This window comes from Lutibacter sp. HS1-25, from assembly GCF_004121075.1.
Lineage (GTDB): Bacteria > Bacteroidota > Bacteroidia > Flavobacteriales > Flavobacteriaceae > Lutibacter.
This window is the reverse complement of record NZ_RHLN01000137.1, coordinates 70,025-85,430: the sequence shown is the minus strand read 5'-3', so window position 1 is coordinate 85,430 and position 15,406 is coordinate 70,025. Positions and strand designations below refer to the sequence as shown.

Below are 15,406 nucleotides of genomic sequence, written 5' to 3'. Positions count from 1 at the left end.
TACGCTACAATAACAAATACTGCTGGTTGTGAAAGTGTGTTAAGATTAGAAGTTACTGCTAACATTGAAAAACCTTTACCTCCTACTGGTGCTGCTACTCAAACTTTTTGTGAAATTGACAATCCTACTATTGAGAATTTAAGTCCTAGTGGAAATAACATCAACTGGTACGATAGCAATTCTGCTACAACGCCTTTAACTAAAACAGCTGCTTTGGTTGATGGTAAAGTTTACTATGCTACAATAACAAATACTGCTGGTTGTGAAAGTGTTTTGAGATTAGAAGTTACTGCTAACATTGAAAAGCCTTTGCCTCCTACTGGTGCTGCTACTCAAACTTTTTGTGTTAATGATTATCTACCAAATTCACCAACAATAGGTGATTTATCTGTAACTGGTACAAATGTACTTTGGTATAATTCTGAAACTTCTACAACTGCCTTAAATAGTTCTGATCTATTGGTAAATGGACAATCGTATTGGGCTTCTCAAACCAATGCCGCTAACTGTGAAAGTGCTTTAAGGTTAGAAGTAAAAGCAACTGTAATTAGTGTACCTAATGCGATAGTGTCTGAGCCTAATCAAACTTTTTGTGAAGCTTTTAATCCAAAAATATCAGATTTACAAGCTACAGGAAATGTTATTGTTTGGTACGATTCTCAAACTTCAACAACACCATTAAGTTCAACAGAATTATTAGTTGACGGAGAAAACTATTGGGCATTAAATACGGATGCTATTGCTGGCTGTGAAAGTACTTCAAGAGTTGAAGTTATTGCTTCAATTACAACTGTACCTCCACCTACAATTGATGAATCTATACAAACTTTTTGTCAAGTTAACAACCCTACTGTAGCCGACTTAACACCTTCAACAGGTATTGAATGGTTTAATTCAGAGACAAGTACTACTCCTCTAAACAATACAGATTTATTGGTAAATGGAGCAGTTTATTGGGCTGCAAAAACAAATTCAACAGGTTGTATTAGTGCTGTAAAAATTGCTGTTACAGTTGTTTTATCAAATCCAGGAACTCCAATCATAGAGTCAAGTGGTGAAGAATTTTGTATTATAAACAACCCAACTTTAGCTGAATTAGATGCTAAAGTTTCTGCTAATAATGACGGTGCTATTTCTTGGTATAACTCTTATCCAAATGGTATTGAATTAAGTTTATCTGAACTTTTAATTGATGGTAAAACTTATTATGCTATTGAAACTGACATTAATGGGTGCTCAAGTGTTTCTCACCTTGAAGTTACAGTAGATTTAAATGCTTGTGATGAATATGATATTGTAGTTTATGATGGTTTCTCGCCAAATGGTGATGGTATTAATGACACCTTTAAAATTGAAAATTTAAGAGAATTATATCCCGATTTTAAAGTTGAATTTGTAAACCGATGGGGTAATTTAATGTACTCTTATGATATTAACAAACCTGATTGGAATGGGCGATTAAAAGGAGATAATGATATTGCAGCTTCGGGTGTATATTATTACATTATTCATTTCAACAAAGACAATCGCAAACCAATACAAGGCAGTTTGTATTTGAGTCGTTAAATAAAATTTAAAATTACTATCACTTCAAAATATAAGAAATGAAAAAAATATTTATACAATTCATTACACTTTTTACTGCAACAGTTTTGTGGTCTCAACAAGATGTACAATATACCCAATATATGTACAATATGAGTGTAATCAACCCCGCATATACTACTGGCACTTTAGGTGTTTATAATTTGGGTGCACTTTACAGAACGCAATGGGTAGGTGTAAAAGGCGCTCCAACATCAACAAATATTTTTGCACATACACCTATAAATGAGCAAATTGAAGTTGGATTTACTTTTGTAAATGACAACATTGGAAACATTGTTAAAGAAAATAACATATTTGCCGATTTTGCATACAAATTAAATTTAGAAGAATACGGACAATTATCATTTGGATTGAAAGCTGGCGCAAGCTTTTTTAATGCAGATCTTACCAGTCTTAATTTAGAGTCTGGAAGTGGTAATACAGACCCTAATTTTTCTGAAAACATACAAGAATCAAAATTTAATATAGGTGCCGGTGTTTTTTATAACAAAGATAACTATTACGTTGGTTTTTCAGTTCCATATATCTTAAATGAAAAACATTACATCAATGAAAATGGTCGCTACGAAAACTTAAAAAAAGCGCACTTTTATTTAACAGGTGGCTATGTTTTTGATATCAATTCCGAATTTAAACTTAAACCTTCATTTATGGCAAAAGCTGTAAATGGCGCCCCAATTGCACTGGATTTAAATGCAAATGTATTGTACCAAGACAGGCTAGAACTTGGCGTAGGTTACCGCTTAAATGATGCTGTAGTTGGAATGGTAAACTTTGGTGTTACGCCTAAATTACGCATAGGTTATGCGTATGACTATACACTTGCAAAACTACAAGCATTTAGTTCTGGTTCACATGAATTTCTACTGCTATACAACTTAGATCAATTTAATTTGAATAATGGATTTGATAAATCACCAAGATTCTTTTAATATAAGCCTTAAAACATGAAAAAAATACTCATAATCTTAGTTATATTCTTAGTTTCAACAAACTCATTATTTGCGCAAAATTTAAATCGTGCAAATAAATTGTTTCAAAAAAGATCTTATATTGAAGCTGCTGAATTGTATGAAAAAGAAACCGTTAAAACACAAGAAATTTATGAAAAATTAGGCGACTGCTATTATTTCAACAATGAAATGAAAAATGCTGCTTTTTATTATAAAACTTTATTAAATAACAATGCTTCAACAGTAAACCCTAACTACTACTTTAAATATGCTGAAACTTTAAAGGGTACAAATAATTTTGAAGAAGCTGATATTTGGCTTCAAAAATATTATGAAGCTAAAAAACTAACTCCTTCACAAACAGTTGAAACATTACAGTTTTTTAAAAATTTAAATGCAACTATTAAAAGACCTTATGAGTTGCATAAAGTAACTGCAAATACTGAAGGTTCAGATTTTGGAACTGCTTTTTACAACAATGGAATTGTTTTTTCTTCAACACGAAATGAAGGCCCTTTATATGCTTGGAACAACCAACCTTATTTAGATTTATTTCAAGCTGAAATAACTGAAAATGGTGACTTGGTAAATGTGACTCCTTTTTCAAAAGAAATAAATACCAAAATGCACGAATCAAATGCTGTGTTTACCAAAAATGGTAAAACAATGTATTTTACACGCAACAATTTTATTGATGGTAAAAAGGGAAAAGATGACCAAAAAGTTTCGAATTTAAAAATTTATCAAGCCGAATTGGTTGATGGCAATTGGACAAATATTAAAGCGTTGCCATTTTGTAGCGATAATTACTCTGTTGAGCATCCTGCTTTAAGTCCAAATGAAAAGCAACTTTATTTTGCTTCAGATATGCCCGGAACCATTGGTTCTTTTGATTTATTTGTTGTTGAAAAAGATGAAAATGGCCAATTTGGAACTCCTAAAAATTTAGGCCCTACAATTAATACCGAATTGAGAGAACAATTTCCTTTTGTGAGTTCAAATAATACCCTGTATTTTGCTTCAAATGGTCACTTTGGAATGGGTGGATTGGATATTTTTAAAAGTCAAATCTTAGAAAATAACTTTTCAAAACCTGTAAATTTAAGCAATGTAATTAATAGCAATTCAGATGATTTTGCTTTTATTATTGATGAAGATAGAGAGCTTGGTTATTTTTCATCAAACCGTGCAGATGGTTTAGGCAATGACGATATCTATTATTTTACACAGGTTCAATTATTTTATGTGCAAGGAGTTGTTCAAAATAAAAATACTTTAGCTCCACTACCTGGAACTGAAGTAACATTATTAAACCAAAAAAACGATATTATAGCAAAAACAATTGCTGATAACAATGGTAATTATTCTTTTAAAATTGATAGAGCCAACTCGTACAAATTAAAAGCAACACAAAAAGCTTATATGCCTTTTGAAATAGATTTTGTAACAAATAACAAAGGAGATATAAATCAAAATATTCCAATTTCAATGGAACTTTTTCAAGATGTTGAAGAAAAAATAGTCGTAGAAAACAACAAAGTTCAAATTAAAATTGAACCTATTTATTTTGAATTTAACAGATGGAATATTACCAAATCTGCCGCTTTGGAACTTGACAATGTAGTTGAAATTATGAAAAAATACCCAACTATGGCAATTGAAATTGGCGCACATACCGATTTTAGAGGTGAGGAATCTTACAATTTAATGCTTTCCGAAAAACGTGCAAATTCTGTACGCGAATACTTGGTAAGTCAGGGTGTTGCAAACGAAAATGTAAAATCTGTTGGTTATGGAGAAACGCAACCTATAAATGCGTGTGTAAAACCTGGTATATGCACAAAAAAACAATACAGTTTAAACAGACGTTGTGAATTTGTAATTATAAATTAACAATTGAAATTTTAAATATTTAATTAATACAAAAACCGCTTTTCAGCGGTTTTTGTTTGGTAAAAAAAGTGAATTATTTATTCAATATTTTATGATTGTTTTTTAAAGAAAATATTGCGTGCATCTTCAAAAACAATGAATTATAGATTGGTAATTAAAATTTATAAGCAATCTAAACGTAGTTTTTGTTATTTTAGCAAAAAATTGAACATACAAAAATGCTTAACTACACTATATACAAACACCAAACTGCTACCCAATGGGTAACTTTTGTACATGGTGCTGGTGGTAGTTCATCAATTTGGTTTAAACAAATACGTAGCTTTAGCGCACATTTCAACATATTGGTTTTAGATTTAAGAGGTCACGGTAATAGCAAATCCACTTTTAAAGATGCTTTTTCTGAAAAATACACTTTTGATGCCATTACACAAGATATTGTTGAAGTAATTGATCATTTAAAAATCAAGACTTCTCATTTTGCAGGAATTTCTCTAGGCACTATTTTAATTAGAAATTTAGCCGAAAAACACCCCGAACGCGTAAAAAGTATGATAATGGGTGGTGCAATTATGAAACTAAATTTTAAATCGCAATTGTTAATGCGTATAGGCGTTTTATGTAAATCGGTTGTGCCCTATTTATTTTTATATAAATTGTTTGCATTTATTATAATGCCTCGCAAAAATCATAAAAAATCACGACTTATTTTTGTGAACGAGGCTAAAAAATTATATCAAAAAGAGTTTATTAGATGGTTTAAATTAACCTCTGAAATAAATCCACTGTTGCGCTTTTTTAGAGCCAATGAGATTAAAATTCCGACATTGTATATTATGGGAGAACAAGATCATTTATTTTTACCTGCCATTAAAAATATTGTTTCACAGCATTTACAATCTTCATTGTTAATTTTAAAAAATTGCGGTCATGTTGTAAACATTGAACAGTCTGAAAAGTTCAATACAAAATCTATAGAGTTTATAAATAAACAACCTATAAATTAATTTTGTTTCAATAGTTTTCTTTTATTTCAGCATAATAACGTACCGTGTGGTACATCGATTTCCAAAAATGAATGATTGGAATTGAAGCATTTGGTTTTCCATTGTCAAAAATTTCAGTAAACCATTCTCCGTTTTCAGCAATAAAATTATCACTAATATAATCCATCAAAGCTAATGCCTGCGTTTTATATTTTACATCTTTTGAAATGCTATAACAATTTAAAAGTGCCAATACTACTTCTGCCTGAGGCCACCAAATTTTAAAATCTTCGGTAGGTAAATTATTTTTCAAAACATTGTACACACCTCCATTTTTAGTATCAAAAGCCTTTTTAATTACCTGTTCCATTATATTTAACGAAAGTGCGTTACAAGCATCTATAAGTTTTTCATTTTTTATAGACTTTGCAGCCCAACACAAAATCCAGCTACATTCCGCATTATGGCCTGCCCAAATTTCATTTTCTTTAACTTTCCAATCTGGTGTAAGTCTATGCAAACAATCAAAAGTATCTTTGGTAATAAAATGTTCCAAAATTATGGTGATCAATTCCTCAATAAGCAATACCGTTTTTTCACTTTTATTGTACTCATATAATTTCACAAACGATTCTAACAAATGAATATGAGTTCCAAAAGCCTTTGAAGGTGTTGATCCTAAAATCCAATTTTCATCAAAACCATCAATAAAACCTTTATTTTTAAAATCGTATAAGTTATTAATAATGAATTCAGCTTGTTTTTCAATCATTTTATCAAGCTCTAAAGAAGGTTTTATACTGGCATAAGCCAACAAACCGTAAAGCACAAAAGCTTGCGCCATGTTAACATTTTCACTATCATGAATTGGGCTATTTGAAGTATTTTTTGCCCAATAAAATCCACCTTTAGGATTGGTGAAATTTTTCAATTCTTTAAAACTAATAGATGCTAATTCACCAAATGATTCGGTTTCTAAAACCCTGCAAGCAGTTGAAGCTCCATAAAGTACTCGACTCAAATACATAACACCTAATGGAGCTGAAATATCAGGAATTCCATCAACAGAAATACTAGCATAAAGTTGCTTTCTATCTGGTTGAATGGCATTGTTCATCCAAAATAATAAATTGCTATTAAGTTCCTTATTTAATCTATCTAATGGAATTTTCATTAAAATATTAAGTTGAAAAATTAAATTATAAAAAACACTTAACTCGTAGCTATTATTTTTTTTGAAAAAAATAAGCTGTTTTAAAAGTTTCAAAATCTGTCATTCTGAATTTATTTCAGAATCTCATCAAACTAATTATCAGGTAGTTTGAGAACCTAAAACAAGTTCAGGTTGACGAAAAATTGACGCTTAAAACAGCCTATTAAATTTATTTTGGCCAGTCTAAAGTATCTTCATCAATAAAAAATGGTGTCCATTGAATTTCATCCAACACATCATCATTTAGCCAAAAGCTAAGCGATTTATCTTCAATTTCAATTAACTCATTATCAAAAACATCTTCTTCAGAAAAATCTTCAATTTCAACATTTCCAATATTTAATTTAGTTAATTGCGCTAATAAATCTTCACCATTTAAACCAATTAAACTAACACCTTCTAATTCATAAAATTTAGAAGTCACAGATATCATTGTCAATCTCCAATCTTCTTCTTCGTCAAAATTTAAGGTCAATTCCAAATCCTGGTAATCCCAACATTCTGTTAAATCTTCATCAGAATCTGAATAAGAAAATGTTTCAGCATTTGAAGGTTCTCCTAAAATCAGTTTCACTTCAGCCTTGGTCATTCCAAATCTTACAGGCCCTAAACCAATGCCTAATTTTATTTCTTTTAGTTGTTTTTTCATTATATTATCTTTTAATATCTTAACAAAGATAAGCGAATCTAATATATGTTTTTGTTAAAAAATGATCAAGGTTTAATTATAAACCTGCTCTAAATACCCAAAAACATAAACAGCTGGAGCATTCCAATTTAAACAAACTTCATTTGATGCATAACTCGCCTCAACATCCATATACGATTTTGCAGGAAAACTTGAAGTATATTTAATCTCACTGCTATCTTGTTTATCTCCATTTGGCCCACCTGCAATAAAACCTGGAATTGGTTCAACAACACCATCTGCACCACTTGGTCTATGGTGTGGAAACATCACTTTTTTAGATCCAAAACCAGTTAAAAAGCTATAGCCAGTTGCATTTTTACCAAAAATATAATCTGTTATTTGTATTGCACCTGTTAAATACTTTTCATCACCTGTTAATTTATGCGTATTACATAAAATCATTGCCTGATTTAAAATGTCACTATTTGATCCCCATTCAAAACGCTCTAAAGCAATATTATAAGGATTGTTTTTTATTTTTTCCAAAATTTCATCCGACAATTTTATTTGGTTTTGAGTAAGTGACTTTCCCAATTCTTCACCTAATAAATCTTCATTTTCCAACAAAGAATGAAATGCATTGTTTCTTACAAAAAACTTCCAACTATTGGTAAGTTCATGAATGTATGGCTCTTCATTATTTATCAAATACGCTAAGTAGTCCTCACTTTTAGTTGAGATATATAATTCCGCAGCAGCCCAATAAAAGTCATCTGAAAACTTTGTATCATCATAACCACCTGTACTTACATCTTCGGGATTTTTATCAAAAGCTACATTATTGTTTTTAACTGCCCAATCCCAAGCTTTTTTAGAAGCAATCAGCGCATTTTGAGCCCAAACAGCATCAATATTTTGATAAATTCTTGATGCCTGTGCCATAATTGCAGCAAAATCTAGTGTTGCAGCTGTTCCTTTTCCAATAATCATACGCTCTAAATCATACTCATTTGGCATAATAAAACCTGCAAAGTTTTTGGCTGTTAATTTATGAAACACGCCACCATCAGTATCTTGCATGGTTAACATCCAATCCAATTCATATTTTAATTCGTCTAATAAATCTGAAACACCATTACCACTTTCAGGAATATTTAAAGTTCCATCGGGAATAACGTTTGGAAATTGTTCAACAAGCAATAGCATTTGCCCAGTTGACAAGGCCGCATTTACAATATATTTTCCATAATCGCCAGCATCATACCAACCCCCAGGAGAATTTAAACTTCCTGTTGAATGCCCTGAAGATGGATGAAAAACACAATTATCATCAGGATGACCTGCTTCACGTTTATAAATTCCTCCAAATTTTTCTTCAATAGGCATTGAAGCTCTTTGGAAATAATAACTTTTTATAGCTGCACTTAAAGCTTCGTTATAAACCTTGCTTTTTATTTCAAAAGGAAACGATTTATATTTACCATCAACAACAATCGTATATTTTCCTTCAGTATTAAACAAACTAAAATCGCCCATCAAAACTTTTTCTCCTGAAGCTTCCCACAAACCATTGTCAACTAATTTTCCTGTAAAAACACTTTTATCATTTTCATTTAATACTTCAAAAGAATTTGCTTGTAAATCTGCAACAACAAACTGCTTAGTTGCATCTGGATAAAATCCAACTTGATTAATTCGGATGGCTTCACTTAAAACTGCCTCATTATTTTTAGTTTCACACGAAACGATTAAAATTATTGACAAAAGATATAAATAAACTGTATTTTTCATTTGGTATTTTTTTCAGAATTAACTTTAAAATGTATAATAATCATTCAAAATTAAGCAACTAAACCAGTTTTTTTTAATACTAATTTGTCATAAACTAAACCTAAAATAAAACCATGTGAATCCTAAAATTTTAGTATTTTGCACCTTCTGAAAAACCGTAAAAAATGAAAGTATGTATTGCCGAAAAACCTAGTGTTGCACGTGAAATAGCCAATGTATTGGGCGCAAACACAAAACGCGATGGTTATTTTGAAGGTAATGGTTATGCCGTAACGTATACTTTTGGACATTTATGTACGCTTTTTGAACCCAATGATTACAAGCCACATTGGAAAAGCTGGGATTTGAATAATTTACCTATGCTTCCTGAAAAATTTCAAACAAAAGTGGTAACAAACGATGGTATTAAAAAACAGTTTAACATTGTAAAAAGTTTGTTTGATAAAGCTGAAGTGATTATAAACTGCGGGGATGCTGGGCAAGAAGGAGAATTAATTCAGCGTTGGGTGATCAATCAGGCTGGATATAAAGGTGAAGTGCAGCGTTTGTGGATTTCTTCGTTAACAACTGAAGCTATTAAAGAGGGTTTTGAAAATTTAAAAGACGCTAAAAAATACGACAATTTATATTATGCAGGTTTTTCTAGAGCTATTGGCGATTGGCTTTTAGGAATGAATGCAACCCGTTTGTACACTTTAAAACACGGTGGTTACAAACAAATGCTTTCGATAGGACGCGTACAAACACCAACCTTGGCAATGGTTGTAAACCGTTATAAAGAAATTGAAAATTTTGTACCGCAGCCTTATTGGGAATTGCAAACTTTATACAGAGAGACCCTTTTTAATTGTGAAGAAGGTCGATTTTTAAAGAAAGAAGATGGTGAAATTTTTGCCAACAAAGTTAAAGAAAGTGATTTTGAAATTGTTTCTATCACCAAAAAAGCAGGAAAAGAATACGCGCCTAAATTATTTGATTTAACAGGTTTACAAGTTTATTGCAACAATAAATTTGGTTTTTCGGCAGATGAAACCTTAAAAATTGTTCAAAAATTATACGAGCAAAAAGTAGTTACCTATCCAAGGGTTGATACCACTTTTTTACCAAATGATATTTATCCAAAAGTACCTGGAATTTTAAAAAACCTGAGTAAATACAGTAATTTAATTCAGCCTTTATTAGGAAAAAAAATAAAAAAATCTTCAAAAGTATTTGACGATAAAAAAGTAACCGATCACCACGCAATTATCCCAACTGGTGTTGAAATGAGTTTACAGTACAATCAGCAACAAGTTTACGATATTATTACAAAACGCTTTATTGCAGTATTTTACGATGATTGTAGTGTTTCTAACACAGCTGTAATTGGTAAAGCAGATGACGTGACTTTTAAAACTACTGGAAAGGAAATTATAAAAAAAGGTTGGCGTGTTGTTTTTGAATCGGCAGACGATAACAAAAAAGAATCGGGTCTTTTACCTGCATTTAAAAAAGGTGAAAAAGGACCACACGAACCAAGTTTTTTAGAAAAAGAAACAAAACCACCAAACCAATTTTCAGAAGCAACGCTTTTAAGGGCAATGGAAACCGCAGGCAAACAGGTTGATGATGAAAACTTACGTGAGTTGATGAAGGAAAATGGCATTGGACGACCTTCTACACGCGCAAATATTATTGAAACATTGTTTAAACGCAAATACATTGTTAGAAATAAAAAACAACTTTTACCTACTCCAACTGGCATTCAGTTGATTGATACCATTCAAAATGAATTGTTAAAATCGGCAGAATTAACTGGGCAATGGGAAAAAAAGTTGAAAGAAATTGAACAAGGTACTTTTAACGCGGCTACTTTTATTCATAATATGAAAAAAATGGTTGAAGAATTGGTGTACGAAGTACGTTCTGAAACTAGAAGAGCCAATATTTCGGCTGTAGCTTCCACTGCAAAAAAAGAAGCGCAGGATTCCGCAGAAAAATCGAACAAAAAAGTAAAAGGAATTTTAGCTGAAAAATGCCCAAAATGTAAAAAGGGAACTATTTTAAAAGGTAGTGCCGCTTATGGTTGTAGTGACTATAAAAATGGCTGCAACTTAATTATTCCTTTTAGTTTTATGGATAAAACCATTTCTGAAAATCAATTTGTACGGTTGCTAAAAAAAGGGTGTACTGTAAATTTAAAAGGTTTTAAAAAAGGTGATATTGAAGTTGAAGGTTTGGTACGGTTTGATGAAAATTTTAAGTTGAAGTTGGAAGAAAAATCTTCTTCTACGAATAAGGAAAGCACTTCGACTACGCTCAGTGACCGAAATAAAGATGAAATTAGTTGTCCGAAATGTAAAAAAGGTACTGTTTTAAAAGGAAAATCGGCTTATGGTTGCAGCGAATACAAAAACGGTTGTAATTTTCTTTTCAGTTTTGATGACATTAGAAAAAAAGCTAACGGACAAGCACTTTCAAAAGAATTGGTTCTTAAAATTTTGAATGGAAACTAAACAATATCAACATTATATTTTATTTAAACCTTATGGTTATTTGAGTCAGTTTGTTTCAAAACAAACCAAACGAACCAATAAAAAAATGTTGGGAACTTTATTTGATTTTCCAGAAAATACCATGGCTATTGGCAGATTGGATGAACCATCTGAAGGTTTATTGCTATTAACAACCGACGGCAAAACAAGTGAGTTTATTAGAAGCAGTAAAATTGAAAAAGAATACTACGCTCAAGTTGATGGTATTGTTACAGATGAAGCTATTGAATTGTTAAAAAATGGCGTTGAAATTAGTACTGAAACAGGGCTTTACAAAACGAAACCTTGTATTGTTTTTAAACTACAAGAACCTCCAAAACTACCCGAAAGAGCAAAAAAAATTAGAGACGAACGTCACGGACCTACAAGCTGGATTTCAATTACATTAACCGAAGGTAAATTTCGTCAAGTTAGAAAAATGACAGCCATTGTTGGCTTTCCAACCTTGCGATTGGTAAGAGTAAGAATAGGACACATTCATATAGAAAATATGCAAGCTGGTGAGGTAATTGAGGTTGCTAACTTGATAAAATAGACTTAATTTTTAATCAATAAAAAATACTTCAAAATTCATTTTGTAAAAACACTAACATTTATATCCTAATTTTTCATTAAATGATTGCGGTTTGGTTTAATTTTTAAATTGAAATAGCTAAATTTAACAAGTCATTAATTTGCAACAAATGAACAATTGGATTGAATTACTTGCTGAATTCAAAAAAAAGAAGCAACCAATAGCTTTTGTAACTGTAACAAAAGTTTTGGGTTCTGCACCTTGTCGTGTAGGTGCTAAAATGATTGTTACCCTACAAAAAGAAATTTTTGGAACTATTTGCGGTGGAAAATTAGAATTTCAAGTTATTAATGAGGCTGTAATTACCATCAACAAAAATCAATTACAAGAATATAAATATACACTTGGTCCCGAATTTGAACAATGTTGCGGTGGCGTAGTAGAACTAATTATTGAACCTATGAATCAATCTCCTGAATTGTACCTTTTTGGTGCTGGACATATTGGTGTTGAAATTTGCAATGTTCTAAACAATACACCTTTTAATATAACATTACTAGATACTCGTAAAAATTGGAAATCAACTATTGAAATCCCTAAAAACATCAATTATTTAGACATTGATTTTGACTTATACAAACAAACTATCAATTGGGGGCCCAATTGTTATGTGGTAATTTTAACCCACGATCATAAATTAGATTTTGAAATTACAGCTTTGGCTTTGCATTCAAAAACAAAATATATTGGACTGATTGGCAGTAAAACCAAAAAGAACAAATTTGATCATATGCTGAAAAACGAATTGAATTTTGAAGCAGGAATTTCGTTGGTTCATTGCCCTGTTGGATTGGATTTAGGTGGAAATACACCCAAAGAAATTGCCATTAGTGTTGCTGCTGAATTGCTACAAATATACTATGGAAAATAAAACTGTTTTTGTTTTGTTAGCTGGTGGAAAATCGCAAAGAATGGAGTTCCCCAAAGGTTTATTAGCTTATGATAAAACATATTGGATTTTAGAACAACTTAACCGCATTTCAAAAACAACAATAAAAGAAGTATTTATTGGTTTAGGATACGATTATAAAATGTATTTTGAAGCAATTCCCTGGTTTGAAAAAGCACAATTTGAAGCTTTAAATTTTCAAGGTTTAAAGGTAAAAATCATCATAAATAAAAACCCTGAAATGGGTAGTTTTTCAACGCTTCAAACAGTTTTAAAAAAAATTGAAACTTCCAAAAATGTACTTTTAAATCCTATTGACATTCCTCTTTTAAATTCAGCAGCTTTAGAACAACTAATTTCAACAGACAATCAAATTGTATTTCCTAATTATGAAGGTAAAAACGGGCATCCAATAAAAATAAAATCTTCATTTTGGAATACCTTGCTAGATATTGATATTTCAGATAAAGATGCTCGATTGGATTTTCAACTAAAAAAAGTAAACCCTGCCAAAATTTCAATTGTTGAAGTTTTAGACAGGGCTATTTTATATAATTTAAATACAAAAACCGATTGGGAATTGTATTTAAAATTGACAATTGATAATTAACAATTGTCAATTATTTCTCAAACAATCCTTTTGTAAATTTTTCTGGATTGGCAGCTAAATGATAACGAGGATCATCAACAGCTTCAATAATTACTTCTCTAAACTTAGGATTTGATTTATAAAGCAACAACTTACATTCTTCACTTAAATGTTTTAAATGAATTGTTTTTCCTGCTACTTCATATTTTTCAACCAAATTAAAAATAGCTTCCACAGCCGAATGGTCTGTAACACGCGATTCAACAAAATCAATTTCAACTGAATCTGGATCGTTTTTTACATCAAATTTTTCTAAAAAAGTGGTAATTGAACCAAAAAACAAAGGTCCCCAAATTTCATAGGTTTTAGTACCATCTTCTCTCATACGCTTTCTAGCTCTAATTCTGGTAGCGTTTTCCCAAGAAAACACCAATGCACTAAAAATTACCCCAGCAATTACAGCAATTGCTAAATCAAAAATAACCGTTAATGAAGACACTAAAATCAATACAAATAAATCTGCACGTGGAATTTTGTTGATAATTCTAAAACTACTCCAAGCAAACGTACCAATAACAACCATAAACATAACTCCAACCAAAGCTGCAATTGGAATTTGCTCTATATAAGCTGAACCAAATAAAATAAACATAAGCAACATAACTGCGGCTACAATTCCTGAAAGTCGACCTCTACCTCCACCTTTAATATTGATAATAGATTGACCAATCATAGCACAACCACCCATTCCGCCAAATAAACCAGTAACAATATTTGCACTTCCTTGAGCAACACATTCTCTATTTCCGTTACCTCTTGTATCTGTCAAATCATCAACCAAGTTTAAAGTCATTAACGACTCAATTAGACCAATAGCTGCCAATATTAAAGCATATGGAAAAATAAACTGAATAGTTTCCCAACTAAAAGGCACTTTTGAAAATGTTTCTAATTGTAAAGTTGGCAAACCACCTTTTAAACCTTCACCACCACCATTTCTAATAAATGAACCAACAGTAGCAACATCAAAATTCATAAAAATTGCAATTGCACTTACTAAAAGTATTGCTATTAAAGCTTCTGGTAATTTTTTAGTTAGCTTAATTTTTGGCAATCCCCACATAATAAGCATTGTTAAAGCCACAAGACCAATCATTAAATATAGCTGACTACCTTGTAACCAAGTTTTTTTTCCATCAACCATTTCTTTAAACATTCCCAATTGAGAAAGAAAAATTACAATAGCCAAACCATTTACAAACCCCATCATTACAGGATGCGGAATTAAACGTACAAACTTACCCAGTTTTAAAACTCCTGCAGAAATTTGAATAATACCCATTAAAATAACAGTTGCAAACAAATAGTATAATCCCAAATTTTCTCCAGGTGCACCCATAGCATTTCCTTCAGAAACCAAACTAACCATTACCACAGCTAAAGCTCCGGTTGCGCCAGAAATCATTCCTGGTCTACCTCCAAAAATAGAAGTTATTAAACCAACCATAAAAGCTGCATACAAACCTACCAATGGATCAACACCTGCAACAAATGCAAAAGCTACCGCTTCGGGCACCAATGCTAAGGCAACAGTGATACCTGATAATACATCATTTTGAACATTTGAAACTCGTTTTTGAATAAATTCAGTCATAAAATTGTAATTTGTAAAAAGCGGCAAATATAGGGCTTTTTATGGGGACTGAATAATTAAAATGGATGAGTTACGAAAACGTTTCAAAAAG

Annotated in this window: 12 protein-coding genes; 8 read left to right on the top strand and 4 right to left on the bottom strand. The window is 31.3% G+C overall.

Features of this window, described 5'->3' with window-relative positions:
• The 4 genes from EC396_RS13815 to EC396_RS13800 all read left to right on the top strand — a co-directional run.
• Positions 1–1,566, top strand: a 1,566-nt coding sequence (locus EC396_RS13815; RefSeq protein WP_164975307.1) for a gliding motility-associated C-terminal domain-containing protein, incomplete at its 5' end; no start/stop codon positions are given.
• Between the two features lie 38 nt (positions 1,567–1,604).
• Entirely contained in the window at positions 1,605–2,540 is a 936-nt protein-coding gene (locus tag EC396_RS13810; RefSeq protein ID WP_129367181.1) for a type IX secretion system membrane protein PorP/SprF, read from the top strand.
• A 15-nt stretch (positions 2,541–2,555) separates the two neighbouring features.
• A complete protein-coding gene (locus tag EC396_RS13805; protein ID WP_129367180.1) occupies positions 2,556–4,454 on the top strand; it encodes an OmpA family protein in 1,899 nt (632 codons plus the stop codon).
• Positions 4,455–4,672: 218 nt separating this feature from the next.
• Positions 4,673–5,461, top strand: coding sequence for an alpha/beta fold hydrolase (locus EC396_RS13800; protein WP_129367179.1), 789 nt, complete (start codon positions 4,673–4,675; stop codon positions 5,459–5,461).
• A 7-nt stretch (positions 5,462–5,468) separates the two neighbouring features.
• Here EC396_RS13800 and EC396_RS13795 read toward each other — a convergent pair whose 3' ends face one another.
• The 3 genes from EC396_RS13795 to EC396_RS13785 all read right to left on the bottom strand — a co-directional run bounded on the left by EC396_RS13795 (position 5,469) and on the right by EC396_RS13785 (position 9,075).
• Positions 5,469–6,614 (bottom strand): AGE family epimerase/isomerase, encoded by a 1,146-nt coding sequence (locus tag EC396_RS13795; RefSeq protein ID WP_129367178.1) that lies wholly within the window; start codon positions 6,612–6,614, stop codon positions 5,469–5,471.
• Between the two features lie 208 nt (positions 6,615–6,822).
• On the bottom strand, positions 6,823–7,302 hold the full coding sequence (locus EC396_RS13790; RefSeq protein WP_129367177.1) for a hypothetical protein: 480 nt from the start codon (positions 7,300–7,302) through the stop codon (positions 6,823–6,825).
• A 72-nt stretch (positions 7,303–7,374) separates the two neighbouring features.
• On the bottom strand, positions 7,375–9,075 hold the full coding sequence (locus EC396_RS13785; protein WP_129367176.1) for a glycoside hydrolase family 9 protein: 1,701 nt from the start codon (positions 9,073–9,075) through the stop codon (positions 7,375–7,377).
• A gap of 164 nt (positions 9,076–9,239) precedes the next feature.
• Here EC396_RS13785 and EC396_RS13780 point away from each other — a divergent pair, with 164 nt between their 5' ends.
• The 4 genes from EC396_RS13780 (at position 9,240) to EC396_RS13765 (ending at position 13,682) form a co-directional block, all read left to right on the top strand.
• Positions 9,240–11,570, top strand: coding sequence for a DNA topoisomerase 3 (locus EC396_RS13780; RefSeq protein ID WP_129367175.1), 2,331 nt, complete (start codon positions 9,240–9,242; stop codon positions 11,568–11,570).
• A complete protein-coding gene (locus tag EC396_RS13775; RefSeq protein WP_129367174.1) occupies positions 11,560–12,144 on the top strand; it encodes a pseudouridine synthase in 585 nt (194 codons plus the stop codon). Before EC396_RS13780 ends, EC396_RS13775 begins: the two co-directional genes overlap by 11 nt.
• Before the next feature lie 148 nt (positions 12,145–12,292).
• Complete coding sequence (gene xdhC / locus EC396_RS13770) at positions 12,293–13,054, top strand: xanthine dehydrogenase accessory protein XdhC (protein WP_129367173.1); 762 nt, start codon at positions 12,293–12,295, stop codon at positions 13,052–13,054.
• Positions 13,044–13,682: an NTP transferase domain-containing protein gene (locus tag EC396_RS13765; protein WP_129367172.1), complete on the top strand. Its 639-nt coding sequence runs from the start codon at positions 13,044–13,046 to the stop codon at positions 13,680–13,682. The genes xdhC and EC396_RS13765 overlap by 11 nt, the downstream gene beginning before the upstream one ends.
• 10 nt (positions 13,683–13,692) lie before the next feature.
• Here the strand turns inward: EC396_RS13765 and EC396_RS13760 are convergent, their stop codons facing one another.
• A complete protein-coding gene (locus tag EC396_RS13760; RefSeq protein ID WP_129367171.1) occupies positions 13,693–15,315 on the bottom strand; it encodes a SulP family inorganic anion transporter in 1,623 nt (540 codons plus the stop codon).
• Between the last annotated feature and the right edge of the window lie 91 nt (positions 15,316–15,406).